This window comes from Dietzia sp. NCCP-2495, from assembly GCF_026011735.1.
Lineage (GTDB): Bacteria > Actinomycetota > Actinomycetes > Mycobacteriales > Mycobacteriaceae > Dietzia.
Map to the genome: position 1 here is coordinate 187,785 of NZ_BRVN01000002.1, position 17,861 is coordinate 205,645.

13 protein-coding genes and 1 pseudogene are annotated in these 17,861 nt (G+C 70.7%); 11 read left to right on the forward strand and 3 right to left on the reverse strand.

The window, feature by feature from the left end; all coding sequences use genetic code 11:
• The first annotated feature begins 77 nt into the window (after positions 1 to 77).
• The 9 genes from OPF83_RS03130 to proB all read left to right on the forward strand — a co-directional run bounded on the left by OPF83_RS03130 (position 78) and on the right by proB (position 12,785).
• Positions 78 to 2,780 (forward strand): valine--tRNA ligase, encoded by a 2,703-nt coding sequence (locus OPF83_RS03130; RefSeq protein WP_264885751.1) that lies wholly within the window; start codon positions 78 to 80, stop codon positions 2,778 to 2,780.
• 5 nt (positions 2,781 to 2,785) lie between these two features.
• The gene (locus tag OPF83_RS03135; protein ID WP_264885752.1) at positions 2,786 to 4,384 is read left to right on the forward strand and encodes a folylpolyglutamate synthase/dihydrofolate synthase family protein; all 1,599 of its coding nucleotides are present in this window, start codon (positions 2,786 to 2,788) and stop codon (positions 4,382 to 4,384) included.
• Entirely contained in the window at positions 4,381 to 4,845 is a 465-nt protein-coding gene (locus tag OPF83_RS03140) for a DUF4233 domain-containing protein (RefSeq protein ID WP_264885753.1), read from the forward strand. Before OPF83_RS03135 ends, OPF83_RS03140 begins: the two co-directional genes overlap by 4 nt.
• A gap of 50 nt (positions 4,846 to 4,895) precedes the next feature.
• The gene (ndk, locus tag OPF83_RS03145; protein ID WP_264885754.1) at positions 4,896 to 5,309 is read left to right on the forward strand and encodes a nucleoside-diphosphate kinase; all 414 of its coding nucleotides are present in this window, start codon (positions 4,896 to 4,898) and stop codon (positions 5,307 to 5,309) included.
• 354 nt (positions 5,310 to 5,663) lie between these two features.
• Positions 5,664 to 9,179 (forward strand): ribonuclease E/G, encoded by a 3,516-nt coding sequence (locus tag OPF83_RS03150; RefSeq protein ID WP_264885755.1) that lies wholly within the window; start codon positions 5,664 to 5,666, stop codon positions 9,177 to 9,179.
• 238 nt (positions 9,180 to 9,417) lie between these two features.
• Positions 9,418 to 9,723 (forward strand): 50S ribosomal protein L21, encoded by a 306-nt coding sequence (gene rplU / locus OPF83_RS03155; protein WP_264885756.1) that lies wholly within the window; start codon positions 9,418 to 9,420, stop codon positions 9,721 to 9,723.
• A 68-nt stretch (positions 9,724 to 9,791) separates the two neighbouring features.
• Positions 9,792 to 10,055: a 50S ribosomal protein L27 gene (gene rpmA / locus OPF83_RS03160; protein WP_264885757.1), complete on the forward strand. Its 264-nt coding sequence runs from the start codon at positions 9,792 to 9,794 to the stop codon at positions 10,053 to 10,055.
• 148 nt (positions 10,056 to 10,203) lie between these two features.
• A complete protein-coding gene (obgE, locus tag OPF83_RS03165) occupies positions 10,204 to 11,664 on the forward strand; it encodes a GTPase ObgE (RefSeq protein ID WP_264885758.1) in 1,461 nt (486 codons plus the stop codon).
• Entirely contained in the window at positions 11,661 to 12,785 is a 1,125-nt protein-coding gene (gene proB / locus OPF83_RS03170; protein ID WP_264885759.1) for a glutamate 5-kinase, read from the forward strand. The genes obgE and proB overlap by 4 nt, the downstream gene beginning before the upstream one ends.
• Positions 12,786 to 12,836: 51 nt before the next feature.
• On the opposite strand, the gene OPF83_RS03175 is transcribed toward proB, so the two are convergent.
• The 3 genes and pseudogenes from OPF83_RS03175 to OPF83_RS03185 form a co-directional block, all read right to left on the reverse strand.
• Positions 12,837 to 13,457 carry a carbonic anhydrase gene (locus OPF83_RS03175; protein ID WP_264885760.1) on the reverse strand — a complete coding sequence of 207 codons (621 nt, stop codon included), beginning with the start codon at positions 13,455 to 13,457 and terminating at the stop codon, positions 12,837 to 12,839.
• Between the two features lie 65 nt (positions 13,458 to 13,522).
• A pseudogene (locus tag OPF83_RS03180) lies at positions 13,523 to 14,403 on the reverse strand (Sir2 family NAD-dependent protein deacetylase).
• Positions 14,403 to 15,296: an MBL fold metallo-hydrolase gene (locus tag OPF83_RS03185; RefSeq protein WP_264885761.1), complete on the reverse strand. Its 894-nt coding sequence runs from the start codon at positions 15,294 to 15,296 to the stop codon at positions 14,403 to 14,405. Before OPF83_RS03185 ends, OPF83_RS03180 begins: the two are co-directional and overlap by 1 nt.
• Between OPF83_RS03185 and OPF83_RS03190 the strand changes: the two genes are divergently transcribed.
• On the forward strand, positions 15,288 to 16,019 hold the full coding sequence (locus OPF83_RS03190; RefSeq protein WP_264885762.1) for an AAA family ATPase: 732 nt from the start codon (positions 15,288 to 15,290) through the stop codon (positions 16,017 to 16,019). The genes OPF83_RS03185 and OPF83_RS03190 overlap by 9 nt on opposite strands.
• A 17-nt stretch (positions 16,020 to 16,036) precedes the next feature.
• A complete protein-coding gene (locus OPF83_RS03195; protein WP_264885763.1) occupies positions 16,037 to 17,857 on the forward strand; it encodes an FAD-binding dehydrogenase in 1,821 nt (606 codons plus the stop codon).
• The last annotated feature ends 4 nt before the right edge of the window (positions 17,858 to 17,861 follow it).

The following is a 17,861-nucleotide window of genomic DNA, read 5'->3' on the forward strand; positions in this document are numbered from 1 at the left end:
CCGTCGACTGACGGCGGGGGTGGGCCGAGGCCGACGGCGTGTGTCGACCGCGCACGCGAACGGCCTACGATGGGCGGGTGACGACTCCAGCATCTCCCGCCCCGAACACCGACCGCGCGGACGCCCTGCCCGCCTCCTGGAACCCAGGTGAGGTAGAGGGGGAGTTGTACAGGCGCTGGGTGGACGCCGGCTACTTCGAGGCCGACGCATCGAGCGACAAGCCCGCCTACTCCGTCGTGCTGCCCCCGCCGAACGTCACCGGCAGCCTCCACATGGGGCACGCGCTCGACCACACGCTGATGGACGTGCTCACGCGCCGCAAGCGCATGCAGGGCTTCGAGGTCCTGTGGCTGCCGGGCATGGACCACGCCGGCATCGCCACTCAGACTCTCGTGGACCGCAAGCTCCGCGAGCAGGGCATCGACCGCCACGAGATCGGCCGCGAGGCCTTCATCGACAAGGTCTGGGAGTGGAAGCGTGAGTCCGGCGGCACGATCGGCGAGCAGATGCGACGCCTCGGCGACGGCGTCGACTGGTCGCGCGAGCGGTTCACCCTGGACGACGGCCTGTCCAAGGCCGTGCAGACGATCTTCAAGGAGCTCTACGACAAGGGCCTGATCTACCGCGCCGAGCGGCTGGTCAACTGGTCGCCGACCCTCCAGACCGCGATCTCGGACATCGAGGTCAAGTACGCGGACGTCGAGGGCGAGCTCGTGAGCTTCCGCTACGGCTCGATGGACGACTCCGAGCCACACCTGGTCGTGGCCACCACCCGTCTCGAGACGATGCTCGGCGACACCGCGATCGCCGTGCACCCAGACGACGAGCGCTACGCCCACCTGGTGGGCACCGAGCTGCCGCACCCGTTCCGCGAGGGCTGGACCATGCGCGTCGTGGCCGACGAGCACGTCGACCCGGAGTTCGGCACCGGCGCGGTCAAGGTCACGCCGGCGCACGACCCGAACGACTTCGCGATCGGCCAGCGTCACGGCCTCGAGATGCCCACGATCATGGACGCCACGGGACACATCGCCGACACCGGCACCCGGTACGACGGCATGGACCGCTTCGAGGCACGTAAGGCGATCCGCGAGGACCTGGCCGCCGAGGGCCGCATCGTCAAGGAGGTGCGCCCGTACCTGCACTCGGTCGGCCACTCCGAGCGTTCCGGCGAACCGATCGAGCCGCGCCTGTCGCTGCAGTGGTGGGTCCGGGTCGAGGAGCTGGCCACGATGGCCGGCGACGCCGTCCGCGACGGCGACACCGTGATCCACCCGACGAGCCAGGAGCCGCGCTGGTTCGACTGGGTCGACGACATGCACGACTGGTGCATCTCCCGCCAGCTGTGGTGGGGCCACCGGATCCCGATCTGGTACGGCCCCGAGGGCGAGGTCGTGTGCGTCGGACCGGACGAGGAGGCGCCGGCCGGCTATACGCAGGAGACCGATGTCCTCGACACGTGGTTCTCCTCGGCACTGTGGCCGTTCTCCACGATGGGCTGGCCCGAGCAGACTGAGGACCTGGCGCGCTTCTATCCCACGTCTGTGCTGGTCACCGGCTACGACATCCTGTTCTTCTGGGTCGCCCGCATGATGATGTTCGGCACCTTCGTGGGGCAGAGGCTTGACGGGGGCAAGGCGGCGCCGGGCAAGGTCCCGTTCACCGACGTCTTCCTCCACGGCCTGGTGCGCGACGAGCACGGCCAGAAGATGTCCAAGTCCAAGGGCAACGGCATCGACCCGCTGGACTGGGTCGACCGCTTCGGCGCCGACGCCCTGCGCTTCACCCTGGCCCGCGGCGCGAACCCCGGCGGCGACCTCTCGGTCGGCGACGACTCGGCGCAGGCCTCGCGCAACTTCGCCACGAAGCTCTTCAACGCGACCCGCTTCGCCCTGATGAACGGCGCCACCATCGGGACCCTGCCGGAGGCGTCCGCGCTCACCGACGCGGACCGGTGGATCCTGCACCGTCTCGGCGAGGTGCGCGTGACCGTCGACGACGCGCTGGAGCGCTACGAGTTCTCCAAGGCGTGCGAGACCCTGTACCACTTCGCGTGGGACGAGGTCTGTGACTGGTACCTGGAGCTGGCCAAGGTCCAGTTCGGAAACGACGACGAGGTGCGCGCCTCCGAGCGGGCCGGATACACGCGGCTGGTGCTCGGCCACGTCCTGGACGTGGTGCTGCGCATGCTGCATCCGGTGATCCCGTTCGTCACCGACACCCTGTGGACCGCGCTGACGGGCCGGGACTCCCTCGTGGTGGCCGAGTGGCCGAGCGCGGTGGGCCCCGCCGCGGACGCGGCCGAGTCGGTCCGACGCGTGAACGACGCCCAGGATCTCGTCACCGAGATCCGTCGCTTCCGGTCCGACCAGGGACTCAAGCCGGGCCAGCGCGTGCCCGCACGCCTGTCCCGCACCGCCGAGGCGGACCTGCCCGCCGACCTGCTCGAGCAGATCACCTCGCTCGCCCGTCTCACCCCGGCGGGCGACGACTTCACCGCGACCGCCTCCCTCGAGGTGCGCCTCGGACTGTCGACGGTCGGCGTGGAGATCGACACCTCCGGGACCATCGACCTCGCGGCCGAGCGCCGCCGGCTCGAGAAGGACCTGGCGTCCGCGCGTAAGGAGCTGGAGACCACCGGGGCCAAGCTCGGCAACGAGGCGTTCCTCGGTAAGGCCCCGGAGCACGTGGTGGACAAGATCCGTGCGCGCCGCGACCTGGCCGCGGCCGAGGTCGAGCGGATCAGCGGCCGCCTCGAGGCCATGCCGGCCGGGAGCTGATCGGTGTGAGTGATCGGAAGTGGCTCCCGCCGCACGACCCGGAGGAGGGCTGGGACACCCCGACCGAGGAGGACGTCGCCGACATGCTCGGCGAGGACGGCCTCGTGGCCGGGGTCTCCCTCGGCGGGCCGCTGCCCGGTGACGAGGACTCGGACGGCGACGACCACCTGCCGCCGCGTCCGATCCCCGAGGTCGGCAGCCCCGAGTGGCAGGCCGACGCAGCCGACCTCGCGGCGGTCGAGGAGGAGCTCACCACCCGGTGGCCCGAGTCGAAGCTCGAACCGAGCCTGGACCGGATCTCCGAGCTGGTCTCCGTCCTGGGCGATCCCCAGCACGCGTACCCGGTCGTGCACGTGGCCGGGACCAACGGCAAGACCTCGGTCACCCGGATGGTCGACGCCCTGATGCGCGCCCTGCACCAGCGGACCGGACGTAATTCGAGCCCGCATCTGCAGTCCGTCACCGAACGCATCGCGCTGGACGGCGAGCCGATCACCGCCCGCACGTTCGTCGACACCTATCGCGAGCTGCAGCCCTACCTCGAGCTGGTCGACCAGCGGTCCGAGGCGGCCGGCGGACCGCGTATGAGCTACTTCGAGGTGCTCACGGCGATGGCGTTCGCGGCCTTCGCCGACGCGCCGGTGGACGTGGCCGTGATCGAGACCGGGATGGGCGGCACGTGGGACGCCACCACCGTGGTGCGGCCGGCCGTCGCCGTCGTCACCCCCGTCGGACTCGACCACACCGAGTACCTCGGCGAGGACCTCGCGACCATCGCGGGGGAGAAGGCCGGGATCATCCAGGCCGGTCCCACCGACGATCTGATGCCCCGCGACCCCGTCGCGGTGATCGGACGCCAGGAACCCGAGGCGATGGAGGTGCTGCTGCGCCGCGCCGTCGAGGTCGGTGCGGTGGTCGCGCGCCTGGGCTCCGAGTTCGACGTGACCGACCGCAAGCTCGCCGTGGGGGGCCAGCAGCTCACGCTCCGCGGTCTCGGCGGCGAGTACACCGACATCTTCCTGCCGCTGTTCGGCGAGCACCAGGCCGAGAACGCCGCCACCGCACTGGCCGCGGTCGAGGCGTTCTTCGGCGCCGGGCCCGAGCGCGCGCTGGATCCCGAACTCATCCGCGCGGGGTTCGCCGCGGTCGACAACCCGGGCCGTCTCGAGCGGCTCAGCTCGAGCCCCACGGTGCTGGTCGACGCCGCGCACAACGGGCACGGCGGACGAGCCCTGGCGGCCGCCGTGACCTCGGAGTTCGACTTCAAGCGCCTCGTCGCGGTGGTGGCGATGCTCGACGGCAAGGACGCCGACGAGTTCCTCGCCGCGCTCGAACCGGTGGTGGAGGAGGTCGTCGTCACGCGCACCACCTCGCCACGGGCGATGTCGCTCGACGAGCTCGCCCGCATCGCCGAGGAGCGGTTCACCGCGCAGCGGGTCCACGTGGTGGAGTCCCTCCCGGACGCGGTGAGCGCCGCGCTCGACCTGGTGGGGGTCCCCGACCCGACCGCCGACGACGACGTCTCGGGCGTCGGCGTGCTCGTCACGGGTTCCGTGGTGACCGCCGGGGCCGCACGCAGCCTGTTCGGAAAGGACGCACAGTGAGCAATCCCGAGACCGGCCACCCGACCGGCCAGCCGGGCGGCACAGGAGCCGCGCGCTTCCCGGTCGACACGGGGGCGGCGCACGCCCCGTCGACCGACCCGTGGAAGGGACTGCGCGGCATCATGGCCGGCACTCACGTCCTCGAGGCGATCGTGATCGGGCTGGTCCTCACGGTGATCGCCCGGCTCGACGGCGGCGCGCACTTCCAGACCTGGAAGGTGCTGTTCGTCAGCTTGCTCGCCGTGGCGATGATCGTGGCGGCCGGACTGCAGCGTCGGCCCTGGGCGATCCCCATGAACGTCGTCCTGGCCGTCCTCGCGGTGTTCCCCGGGTGGATCGTCCACTGGTCGATGGGCGTGGCGGGGCTGATGTTCCTCGCCGTGTGGGCGTACATCCTGTACCTGCGTCTCGACCTGATGAAACGGATCGCCGGAGGGTACCTGCCGAGTCAGCACGACTGACTGCCGCACCGTCCGGGCGGGGTGGAGGAGGTACTTGTAGCATGGTCGCCGTGACCGAGAGAACTTTCTTCCTCATCAAGCCCGACGGCGTCGAGCGCGGCCTGACCGGGACCATCCTCGCGCGGATCGAGGCCAAGGGCCTCAAGATCGCCGCCATGGACCTGCGGACCGTCCCGCAGGAGACCGCAGCCGAGCACTACGCCGAGCACGCCGAGCGTCCCTTCTACGGTGACCTGCTCGAGTTCATCACCTCTGGTCCCGTTGTGGCCGGTGTCCTCGAGGGCCCCCGGGCCATCGCCGCCTGGCGCCAGCTCGCCGGCGGCACCGATCCCGTCGAGAAGGCGGCTCCCGGCTCGATCCGCGGAGACTTCGGGCTCGAGACCCAGTTCAACCTCGTGCACGGCTCGGACTCCACCGAGTCCGCCGCCCGCGAGATCGCCCTCTGGTTCCCCGGACTCGCCTGAGAACAGCCCTCACCGCCGGCGGCGTGACCGTCCGGCCCCGCACGCGCCCGCCTGTGTAGCCACACCGGCGGGCGCGGTCGCATTTTCGGCGGTCTCCTCGACATCCTTTGCCGCGCCGACGACGTTTCCCACTCCGGTATGGGAGAATGGCCGGAGCTCATCCTGGCGAGTGGTCCACCGTCCGCCCGGGAGCGAGCGCCCGCCACCCGTGGCCGACCCCGGTCGGTATCGCGGACAACTAGACATAGTCCCGCCCAAGCGGGACCCAAGAAGAAAAGCCCGACCCCGTGCGGCGGCGTGGGTCACCCAGTGAGGGTGACGTGATCGCGCCCGGAGTCCGGCCAGAGGAGACACGTGTCGGATCCAACCCTGACCATCGACGATCTCACCGCGCTGCCCGAGAAGATGCGCGCGCACGCGGCCGCCAAGGCCGTGGGCATGACGAGCAAGGAATTCCTCGCCGCCATGTCCGGGATCGGCGTCGAGATCAAGAGCGCCCAGTCCGCGGTGACCCGCGAGACCCTGCTCACCTGGTTCGAGGGCCGGGACACGGCCGCGGGCGCCCCCGCCGAGCCGGACGCTGCTGAGCCGGGCGCTGCTGAGCCGGGCGCTGCTGATCCGGACGCCGCGGCACCCGAGGCCGCCCCCGCGAAGAAGGCCCCGGCGAAAAAGGCCGCCGCGAAGAAGGCTCCGGCGAAGAAGTCCACCGCCGCCGAGGGCGAGTCTGAGGCCGAGTCCGAGGCCGTCGCTGTGCAGGCCGACGAGAGCGCACCCGGGGCCGGCGACTCGGCACCGGCCACCAAGGCCCCACGTAAGCGTGCGCCGCGGAAGACGGCCGCGCAGAAGGCCGCCGAGGCCGAGGCCGCCGGCGACACCGCCGACGCGAAGGCCTCCGGCACGGGGGAGTCGTCGACGCGCACCTCGTCGCAGGAGCGCCCCGTTCTGCCTTCGATCGCGATCGTCACCGGCGAGGTCGGCACCGCCGACACCGGTAACCGCCGGCGCCGCTCCACCGCGACCCCGTCGTTCTCCCCGCTGTTCCTGTCGGCCGACGACTCCGCGCAGACCGGGTCCGCGGGCTCCGACTCCGCGACGACGGGGTCCTCGGCGACAGGCACTTCAGCGACAGCGGCCTCGTCGGACGAGTCCGGTCAGGACGCGGGCGAGGGCGACGACCAGTCGGGCCAGGGCGAGGGCCGTCGCCGGCGCCGTGGTCGCCGTGGTCGCGGCCGCGGACGTGGCGAGGGGGCCGACGACCAGAACACCGAGAACAACGACGACGACGAGAATTCGTCGAACGGGAGCCGGAACGCCGACTCCGCGAACGATTCCGGCTCGGATACCGGGCCCGGCGCGGCCGACTCCGCCGATGGCGGGGACGGCGCAGACGGTTCCGAGAAGGGGGAGAACTCCTCCGAGGACGATTCGGACGCCTCGGAGTCGACGCCCTCGGGCTCGCGTCGGCGTCGGCGTCGTCGTCGTCGCGGTGGGGGCTCCGGCACCGACGACACCCAGGGCAGCAGCGACGACCCGCCCAATACGGAGATCCACGAGCGTGACGGACGCCGTCGCTCCGGACGCTCCGGATCCACGTCCGGCACGTCCGAGGACGAGGTGCAGGGCATCACCGGCTCCACCCGTCTCGAGGCCAAGCGTCAGCGTCGCCGGGACGGCCGCGAGGCCGGGCGGCGTCGGCAGCCGATCCTGTCCGAGTCCGAGTTCCTCGCCCGGCGCGAGTCCGTGGACCGCGTCATGGTGGTGCGCGAGAAGCCGCGTGACGACGGCAAGGGCATCATGACCCAGGTCGGCGTGCTCGAGGACAAGGTGCTGGTCGAGCACTTCGTCACCACCGAATCTGCCCGCTCGATGGTCGGCAACGTCTACCTCGGTCGCGTGCAGAACGTCCTGCCCAGCATGGAGGCGGCGTTCGTCGACATCGGACGTGGCCGCAACGGCGTGCTGTACGCCGGCGAGGTCAATTGGGAGGCTGCCGGACTCGGAGGCAAGGCCCGCCGCATCGAGCAGGCGCTCAAGCCCGGCGACATGGTGCTGGTCCAGGTGACCAAGGACCCGGTCGGGCAGAAGGGCGCCCGCCTGTCCACGCAGATCTCGCTCGCCGGTCGCTTCCTCGTATACGTGCCGGACGGCAACTCCGCCGGCATCTCCCGCAAGCTCCCCGACACCGAGCGGCGTCGACTCAAGGCGATCCTCAAAGACGTCGTGCCCGAGGGCTCCGGCGTGATCATCCGCACCGCTGCGGAAGGCGTGTCCGAGGAGGAGATCAAGCGCGACGTCGATCGTCTCGCCGGGCAGTGGACCGAGATCTCCGAGGCCGCCGACAAGCGAAAGGGGTCCGGCTCCGGCAACCCCGTCGCCCTGTACGAGGAGCCCGACCTGCTCGTCAAGGTCGTGCGCGACCTGTTCAACGAGGACTTCACCAAGCTCGTCATCCAGGGCGGGAAGTCGTGGGACACCGTGCACTCCTACGTCTCCCGCGTCGCGCCGGAGATGGCCTCGCGGCTCGAGCGGTACGACAATCCCGACGTGGACGTGTTCACGACGCATCGCGTGGACGAGCAGCTTGCCAAGGCGCTCGAGCGCAAGGTGTGGCTCCCGTCCGGCGGCTCGCTGGTGATCGACCGCACCGAGGCCATGACGGTCATCGACGTCAACACCGGCAAGTACACCGGCTCCGGTGGCAACCTCGAGGAGACCGTCACCAAGAACAACCTCGAGGCGGCAGAGGAGATCGTGCGCCAGCTTCGGCTGCGCGACGTCGGCGGCATGGTGGTGATCGACTTCATCGACATGGTGCTCGAGGCCAACCGCGACCTCGTGCTGCGGCGCCTCACCGAGGCCCTCGGTCGCGACCGCACGCGTCACCAGGTCTCTGAGGTCACCTCGCTCGGACTGGTCCAGCTCACCCGCAAGAAGCTCGGGACCGGGCTCGTCGAGGCGTTCTCCACGCCGTGTGAGCACTGCCACGGCCGTGGGCTGATCGTTCACGCCGACCCGATCCACACCGAGTCGCACAACGCCGACGAGCCCGGTTCACGCCGGGGTCGCCGACGGGGCGGCAAGGGGAGTGACTCCTCTTCGTCCTCGTCGTCCTCGTCGGACGGCGGCACGAACAAGCCGGCGCCGCGCCGGGACGGCCCGGCGCCCGGTGCGCACCCGGCCGCGCTGGCCATGCGACACGACGACCACCGCGACAATCACGGCGACCAGTACAGCAGCCACGACGCGCCGGCCGAGGTCGGGTCGACGGGAGCGGTCGAGGCGAAGGGCGAGCCCGCTGCAGGGTCGTCTGCTGCAGAGGCGATGACCACCGCAGGCGAGAAGCCTGCCGCAGCGGAGCAGTCGGCTGAGGCGGAGAAGGCTGCTGAGTCTTCGAGCCCCGCCACGGACGCACCGGCCGCCGGGTCCACGGGCTCGTCGGGGAACCGGCGCCCGACGCGGCGTCGCGCGACCCGACGTGCACCCGCGGCGCCGTCGGAGGCCGCGACGACCGCGGCCGAGGCCGGCTCGGATCCGGCGACCACGGTCTCACCCGTACGTGTCGAGCCCGCACCCGCCCCCGCGCCCGCAGCTGAGCCCGCGCTAGCGGCCGTGGTGGTTGCTGCGCCAGCTGCCGACTCGGCCGGCGCCGCGCAGTCCGGGCGCCGCCCACGGCGACGGTCCAGCAGACGGGAAGCCGGAGCGGCGGCCACGACCGCTGGGACGCCGACCGGCAGCACGGACGAGGCCCCGACGGCCAAGGTCGCCGCGGCGACGCTGGCTCAGGCGCCGAAGGCCGTGGTCGCGGAGCCGCGACAGCGGCCCGCACGGCGCCGTGCGACGCGGTCCACGACTGCGCCCGAGGGCGACTAAGCGCGAGGTCTCGGCGCCGGTGGCACGGTCGGTTTGACCTGCTGTGCCACCGGACCGTAACCTTGACAAGTCGCTCGTCGCAGCGCTATTCCGCTGCGCAAAGAGTCGCGAGCCGGTTCGTCAACCGAATCGGGGCCCGCGATCCTGACCGGCGAGAGCCGGAGAGCAAGTAAGAACACCGCACACACGGTGTGATCGCCATGCGGTCACACACCCGAGAAGCAAGGGGAAGCCCTCCATGTACGCGATCGTCAAGACCGGCGGCAAGCAGTACAAGGTCGCCGAAGGGGACCACGTCAAGGTCGAGAAGATCGAGGGCGAGGCCGGTACCTCCGTGTCGCTGTCCCCGATCCTCGTCGTCGACGGCGCGTCGGTCACCTCCGACGCTGACGCCCTGGCCAAGGTCACCGTCTCCGCCGAGATCGTCGAGCAGACCAAGGGTCCCAAGATCCGGATCCACAAGTACAAGAACAAGACCGGCTACCACAAGCGTCAGGGCCACCGTCAGAAGCTGACGGTCGTCAAGATCACCGGTATCAAGTAATTCCGTCTCGGCCGCCCACAGGCCACCAGCACACGCCCTCGTGGCGTGGCCCCTAAGGAGGGACTGACATGGCAAGTAAGAAGGGCGCATCCAGCACCCGTAACGGTCGTGACTCCAACGCGCAGCGCCTCGGCGTCAAGCGCTTTGGTGGTCAGGAAGTCAACGCCGGCGAGATCCTGGTCCGCCAGCGCGGCACCAAGTTCCACCCGGGCGTCGGCGTCGGTCGCGGCGGCGACGACACCCTGTTCGCCCTCTCCGCCGGTGCGGTGGAGTTCAGCACCAAGCGTGGTCGCAAGACTGTGAACATCGTGCCTGCCGGCGCCGAGGCCTGAGCCCGGTAGCCACCACAGTCACATTCGCCCTCGGGGGCCGGGCGGGGTCACATGACCCACGTCCGGCCCCCGAGAGCATTTCCGGGCAGAATCGGGAACACGCCCGCTGCCCTGACCCACTGGGTCGTCACCAGGAGGAGCCCACACCATGTCGAGATTCGTCGACCGCGTAGTTCTCCACCTGGCGGCGGGGGACGGGGGCAACGGCTGTACGTCCGTGCACCGCGAGAAGTTCAAGCCGCTCGGGGGACCGGACGGCGGGAACGGCGGCCGCGGGGGCGACGTCGTCCTCGTGGTGGACCCCCAGGTCCACACGCTGCTCGACTTCCATTTCCGGCCGCACGCCAAGGCCACCAAGGGACAGCCCGGCATGGGCGGCCACCGTGCCGGCGCCAACGGCGAGGACCTAGTGCTGGCGGTTCCACCCGGGACCGTCGTGCTCGACGACCGGGGCGAGGTGCTCGCCGACCTCACCGGAACGGGGACCCGCTACGTCGCCGCCGAGGGCGGCAAGGGCGGACTCGGCAATGCCTCTCTCGCCTCCCGCGCACGCAAGGCCCCGGGCTTCGCCCTGCTGGGCGAACCGGGCGACGTCCTGGACGTGACGCTCGAACTCAAGTCGATGGCCGACGTCGGTCTGGTGGGCTTCCCGTCCGCGGGCAAGTCCTCACTGATCTCCGTGGTCTCGGCTGCCAAGCCCAAGATCGCCGACTACCCGTTCACCACCCTCGCCCCGAACCTCGGCGTGGTGTCGGTGGGAGGCGACACGTTCACCATCGCCGACGTCCCCGGCCTCATCCCCGGCGCGAGCGAGGGACGCGGACTCGGCCTGGACTTCCTGCGTCACATCGAGCGCACCGCGGTGCTCGCGCACGTCGTGGACTGCGCCAACCTGGAGGCCGGCCGCGACCCGATCTCGGACGTCGAGGCCCTCGAGGCCGAGCTCGCCGCCTACCAGTCCGAGTTCTCCGACGCCGGAATGGGCGATCTCGCGGACCGTCCGAGGGTCGTGGTGCTCAACAAGATCGACGTGCCCGACGCCGCGGACATGGCCGAGATGGTGCGCGGCCACTTCGAGGACAAGGGCTGGCCCGTCTACGCAATCTCCGCAGTGGCACACAAGGGGCTCGAAGAATTGAAGTACGGACTCTTCGAGCTGGTCAAGGCGCATCGGAAGGCCAACCCGCCCGCGGCTCCCGAGCGCATCGTGTTGCGCCCCAAGGCCGTCGACGCCGACCAGTTCGAGCTGCGCAAGGACCCGGACGAGCCGGGCGGCTTCATCGTGCTGGGACCCAAGCCCGAGCGGTGGATCCGGCAGACCGACTTCACCAACGACGAGGCCGTGGGATTCCTCGCCGACCGCCTGGCGCGACTCGGTGTGGAGGAGGCGCTCATCAAGGCCGGCGCCGGGGAGGGCTGCTCGGTCACCATCGGTGACGTGTCGTTCGACTGGGAGCCGCAGACCCCGGCAGGTGTCGACCTGATGCGCACCGGCCGCGGCACCGACCTCCGGTTCGAGTCCTCCGAGCGGGCCGGTGCCGCCGAGCGCAAGTACCAGAAGTACGTCCGTCGCGGTCTCATCGACCCCGACTCGGAGACCCTGGAGTGACCGTCGAGGCGGAGCTGCGCCGCCGCATCGGGTCCGCTCGCCGGGTGGTCGTCAAGATCGGTTCCTCGGCCATCACGAGTTTCCACGGCGGGATCCGACGGGCCGAGCTCGACGCGCTCGCCGACGTCTGCCAGTCCCGCATGGTCGCCGGGTCGGATGTCTTCGTAGTGTCCTCCGGCGCGATCGGTGCCGGCATGGCGCCGCTGGGGATGACCGCCCGACCCACGACCCTGGCCGCCAAGCAGGCGGCCGCCAGCGTCGGCCAGCTCGAGCTCGCGCGGGCATGGGGGGACTCGTTCGCCCGCTACGACCGGGTGGTGGGGCAGGTGCTCCTCACCGCCGCTGACATCGGCCGCCGCGACAGTGCCGCCAACGCCCAGGCCACCCTCGACCGTCTGCGGGCGATGCACGCGGTGCCGGTGATCAACGAGAACGACACGGTGGCGACCAACGAGATCCGGTTCGGCGACAACGACCGCCTCGCGGCGCTGGTGGCGCACCTGATCAGTGCGGACGCCCTCATCCTCCTGTCGGACGTGGACGCCCTGTATGACTCCGATCCGCGCAAGGGCGGTGCCACCGCCGTGACGATGGTGGGTGGGGACGGTGACCTCGACGGGGTGACCGCCGGACCCGGCGGAGCACTCGGGACCGGGGGGATGGCCTCGAAGCTCGCCGCGGCCCGCCTCGCCGCCGACGCAGGGGTGCCGGTCCTCCTCACCGCCGCCGAGCGGGCCGCCGAGGCACTCGCCGCCGAGCCGGAGGTGGGGACGGTGTTCGCGCCGCGGTCCGGGCGGATGTCGGCCCGCCGGTTCTGGGTGCGCCACGCTGCGGATACCAGCGGCTCCGTGGTTCTGGACGACGGGGCGGTCCGCGCGATCACGGGCTCGCGGCGCTCGCTGCTGCTGGCCGGCGTGACCGGGGTCGAGGGACTGTTCCACTTCGGCGACGTGATCGAGATGCACGACCGGTCCGGCCGGACAGTGGGCAAGGGCATCGCGCAGTACGACTCGATCGAGGTCCGGGAACGCCTGGCCGAGCGGGAGGCCCGACGGGCCGCCGGGACGGCTGCTGGCCAGGGGCGCCCACTGGTGCACGCCGATGACCTCGTCGCCGTCTAGAGGCGCATCCGGCCCCGGCCCACCCCAACCTGCCGGGGCCGTGGCTCAGGCTCAGCCCTCGAGCGTGACCGCACCCTCGGTGTGGACAGGCGTGACCGTGCCCTCCTCTAGGTTGTAGAGCGCGCCGACGATCGCCGTGCGTCCCTCGGTAATGGCCCGGTCGATCACCGAGGACTTCTCGCGGATCACCGCGGCGGTGTGGCGCACGTTCTCCACGATGATGTCCTCGTACTGCGCGTTCGGGTCCCGACGCGCCTCGAACACCGACGGCGAGATGCGCTCCACGACGTCGCGGAGGAATCCGTTCGGGGTGGTGTGGGTGTCGATCGCGTTGATCGTCGCGCCCACTGCGCCGCACGAGGTGTGGCCCAGGACCATGGTGAGCCGGATGCCCAACACCTCCACGCCGAACTCGAGCGATCCGAGAATCGACGGGTCGAGGATGTGGCCGGCGTTGCGGATGACGAACAGGTCGCCGAGGCCCTGGTCAAAGACGACCTCGGCGGGCACGCGCGAGTCGGAACACCCGAAGACCTGCGCGAACGGCTCCTGCTTGCCGGTCAGTGAGGCTCGACGGGAGGGGTCTTGGTGCTCGTTGCGGCTCTCGCCTGCGACGTAGCGGGCATTGCCCTCCAGTAGTCGGGTCAATGCGGTCTCAGGAGTTTTGCCCATGAGTTCACTATGCTCCCCGGGCGATCGGTGCGCGCGGGCGGGTGTCCGGAATCCCGGCGTGGGGTCTACAGCGCGGCGTCGGTGAGGCGGAGCACGTCCACGCAGTCGCCGTCGATCGCCAGGTCAGCCTCGTCGTGGGCGCGGGTCCTGCCGCGGTTGATCACCGCGACCTGCTTGCCGGTGGACACCGCCCTGCGCACGAATCGGTATCCGGACCGTACTGTCAGGGACGACCCGATGACGACGACGACATCGGAGGCGTCCACCAACTCGTGGGCGGCCGCGACCCGGGCGGCCGGGACGTTCTCCCCGAAGTAGACGATGTCGGGCTTGAGCACGCCGCCACACTCGGGGCAGTCGACCATCCGGAAGTCGGCGGTGTCGGCGAGGACGGCGTCCGCGTCGGGGGCGACCTCGATCGCGCCGCGCGAGGCCACGCGTTCGGCGAAACCGGGATTGAGCGCGTCGAGGTCGTCGTGCAGTGCCCACCTGCTGCGTCGATGCCCGCAACCCAGGCAAGTGACCACGCCGTAGGTGCCGTGGAGATCGACGATCCGTCGACTCCCCGCCTTGAGGTGGAGCATGTCCACGTTCTGGGTGATGACGCCCGACACGAGTCCGCGACGCTCCCAGTCGGCCAGTTGCAGGTGTGCGGCGTTGGGCGGGCGGCCTCCATGTGGCGCCACCCCAGGTGGTTGCGGGCCCAGTAGTGCTGCCGGAAGCCGGGGTCGCCGACGAACTGTTGGTAGGTCATCGGCGTGCGAGAAGGGGAGTCCGGTCCGCGGTAGTCGGGGATCCCGGACGGGGTGGAGATGCCGGCGCCGGTGAGGACGACCGCGCGCCTGCCCCGCAGGAGATCCGCCAGCGCGGCGGCGCGGCCCGGCAGATCATCGTCCGGTGCGGTGCGCTCGGCGGGCGTCCAGGCGGTCTCCCGGATGCGGACCATCAGTGCGACCCCCGTGCGGGAGGCTTCGGATCCGACATGCGTCCGCCGGTGCTGGCGGGGCTATCTGACGAGGTTCCGCCGGGGCCCGAGGGATCGTGCGCGCACACCACGTCGAGGGACCCGGCCCGTCGTGCGGCGAGCGCGGCCAACCCGGAGTGCGTCAACGCGATGGCGTCCGGTTGGAGCGCGAGGGCCCGCTCCTGCACCCCGATCGACGCGGGGACCCGGATCGTCGGATCGATCTGCCCGCGGTGGTAGAAGGCATCGCCCGCGTGGAGGATGTCGCGGCCGGTGTCGTCGTCATCGAAGTTTCTTCCGGCGCCGCCCGGCACAAACACGCCAGCGTGACCCACGGTATGGCCCGGGAGGTCGACCATCATCATCCCCGGCGCGACGTGGTCCAGCGGCACCACGCGGAACCCCTCCCACCGGTCGGAGGCGAACTCGTACTCGGCATACAACGGACGGTGCGCCACCTGCGGCCGGCGATACCGACGGCGCTCCATGAACCGCGGGGTGCGCACCGCCCAGGTCAGGCCCTCCGACGTGACGTGCACGGTCGCCTCGGGGAAGTCCGCGAGCCCGCCGACATGGTCCAGATCGAAATGCGTCAGCACGATGTGCCGGACGTCGCGCGGGTCAAGTCCCAGGGCCTCGACGCGTCGCACTGCGGTCTCGGCCGGGTCCAGAGCCGGCCGGAGCACGTGGCGCAGCGGACCCAACCGGCCGGCCGGATCCGCGATGTCGGCGAGGCCGATGCCGGTGTCGACCAGCACGAGATGGTCCGGGGCCTCCACGAGCAGAACCCGCGACGGGATGCCGCCGGTCATCGTGCCGCAGTTGAGCTGGTGGATCCGCATGCCGTCGAAGGTACCGTGACCAGAGTGCGTCATGATCCCGTCCTGGACCCGCGACCTGTCGTCGCCGTCCGTCGCGCGCACCACCACGAGGTCCCGGCGGACCGGTGGCCCTACTCGATCCCCGCCGTGGCGCAGCTGCTCCGGGACGGACTCGAGTTGGGCGATCTCACCGTGCTCGTCGGGGAGAACGGGACCGGCAAGTCGACCATCATCGAGGCGATCGCGATGGCCTACGGACTCGGCGCCGAGGGCGGATCGGTAAACGGACGGGACACGACCTGGGTCTCGGGATCGCCCCTGCACGAGTCCCTGCACCTGGTCCGGGGCGCGGCCGCGTCGAGATGGGGATACTTCCTGCGCGCCGAGACGATGCACGGGATGTTCACCTACCTGCAGTCCAGTGGTCCCGAACGGAATTTCCACGCCCTGAGCCACGGTGAGGCGTTCTGGGACATCCTCGGGACCTCGCGGTTCGACGGCGACGGACTGTTCGTCCTGGACGAGCCCGAGGCGGGACTGTCGTTCGAGGCCCAGCTCAGGCTCGTCGCGCTCCTGCTCGACCTGGCCCGGCGCCCGGGCACGCAGGTACTGATGGCCACCCACTCGCCGATCCTCGCCTCGGTGCCCGGAGCCGATCTCTACGAGCTCTCCGGTAGCGGGATGGCACGGGCGCGGTGGGAGGAGCTGACGATGGTCGACCAGCATCGTCGATTCCTCGAGGCGCCCGAGAGATACCTCCGACATCTCATGGAGTGACAGGGCACACTGGACCCATGACCAATTCCGCATCCCGCCCCGGCCGGACCACGGGCGAGGCCAGGCCCGTGCATCCCGTCTACCCCTCGTGGCAGCCGCCGTCGACCTCGCACGCGGCGAACACGGGTCCGCTTCCCGCACCCGAGCCGGGCTTCGAGCCGGACGTGATCGTGGTGGGGCACGGACTCGCCGGACTGGTCGCCACGTACGAGGCGACCAAGGCCGGCAAGAAGGTCCTCGTGGTGGACCAGGAGAACGAGAAGAACCTCGGCGGACAGGCCTTCTGGTCGCTGGGCGGGCTCTTCCTGGTGGACACCCCCGAGCAGCGGCGGATCGGCATCAAGGACTCGCTCGACCTGGCCTGGCGTGACTGGCTCGGCTCGGCCGGCTTCGATCGTGCCGAGGACGAGTTGCCGCGACAGTGGGCGCGGGCCTACGTCGAGTTCGCGGCAGGGGAGAAGCGGCAATACCTCCACGACCTCGGCCTGCGGATCGTCCCGACCGTCGGCTGGGCCGAGCGGGGCGGCGGTGACGTGTCCGGCCACGGCAACTCGGTGCCCCGCTTCCACGTGACGTGGGGAACCGGACCCGAGGTCGTGCGCGTCTTCGAGGAGCCCGTCCTCGACGCCGCCCGCGCGGGGTTGGTGCGCTTCGCCGTGCGCCACCGGGTCGACGAGATCGTGGTGTCCGACGGCCGCGCCGTGGGTGTCCGGGGCGCCACCCTCGTGCCGTGCGACCTCGACCGCGGTGTGGCCTCGCCCCGCGACGAGACCGGGACATTCGAGTTCCGTGCCAAGGCAGTGCTCGTGTCGTCCGGCGGCATCGGCGGCAACCCCGACCTGGTCCGGCAGTACTGGCCCACCGACCGGCTGGGCGCGGCACCCGAGCACCTCATCGTGGGCGTTCCCGAGCACGTCGACGGACGCATGCTGGCGATCTCCGAGTCCGCCGGCGCGAACCTGATCAACCGCGACCGCATGTGGCACTACACCGAGGGCGTGTCCAACTTCGCGCCCGTCTGGCCCTCACACGCCATCCGTATCATCCCCGGACCGTCGACGCTGTGGCTGGACGGCAACGGCGACCGCATGCCCGTGCCGTTGTTCCCCGGCTTCCACACCACGGCGTCCGTCGAGGCGATCCGCGCCGCCGGGCACGACCACTCGTGGTTCATCCTCGACTCGGCGATCGCCGGCAAGGAGTTCATCCTGTCGGGGTCCGAGCAGAACCCGGAGCTGACCGACAAGAGTCTGAAGAAGTTCGCGTCCAAGGCTGGAAGCGGGCTGCCGCCGTCGATCACCGACTTCACCGAGCAGGGCGTCGACTGGGTGGTGGCCGACACCCTCGAGGAGCTCGTCGACGGGCTCAACGGGCTGCTCCGTGAGGGTGAGCCGGCGCTGGAGCTGGAGAAGGTCCGCGAGTTCGTGTTGGCGATGGACGGCCAGATGGACAATTCGTTCGCCAAGGACGCGCAGGTCCAGGCCATCCACAACGCGCGCCGTGTGCTCACCGACAAGCTCACCCGGTTGGCCAAGCCGCACAAGCTGCTCGCCGATTCCGGTCCGGGCAAGGGTTCCGACGCCGGCTCGGGCGGGCCGCTCATCGGGGTGAAGGTGCACCTGATGACCCGCAAGACCCTCGGCGGCATCCAGACCACCCTCGACTCCCAGTGCCTCACCCCGGACGGTGAGCCCTTCCCGGGCCTGTACGCCGCGGGCGAGGTCGCCGGATTCGGCGGCGGTGGTGTCCACGGCTACAACGCTCTCGAGGGCACCTTCCTCGGCGGCTGCATTTTCTCGGGGATGAAGGCCGGCCGCGCGATGGCACGGGAGGTCTGAGCTG

Excerpts from the sequence above, each read along its gene's own strand:
- rplU (WP_264885756.1), top strand. The coding sequence starts at position 9,418 with ATGTACGCGATCGTCAAGACCGGCGGCAAGCAGTACAAGGTCGCCGAA.
- rpmA (WP_264885757.1), top strand. The coding sequence starts at position 9,792 with ATGGCAAGTAAGAAGGGCGCATCCAGCACCCGTAACGGTCGTGACTCC.
- obgE (WP_264885758.1), top strand. The coding sequence starts at position 10,204 with ATGTCGAGATTCGTCGACCGCGTAGTTCTCCACCTGGCGGCGGGGGAC.
- OPF83_RS03175 (WP_264885760.1), bottom strand. The coding sequence starts at position 13,457 with ATGGGCAAAACTCCTGAGACCGCATTGACCCGACTACTGGAGGGCAAT.
- OPF83_RS03185 (WP_264885761.1), bottom strand. The coding sequence starts at position 15,296 with ATGACGCACTCTGGTCACGGTACCTTCGACGGCATGCGGATCCACCAG.
- OPF83_RS03195 (WP_264885763.1), top strand. The coding sequence starts at position 16,037 with ATGACCAATTCCGCATCCCGCCCCGGCCGGACCACGGGCGAGGCCAGG.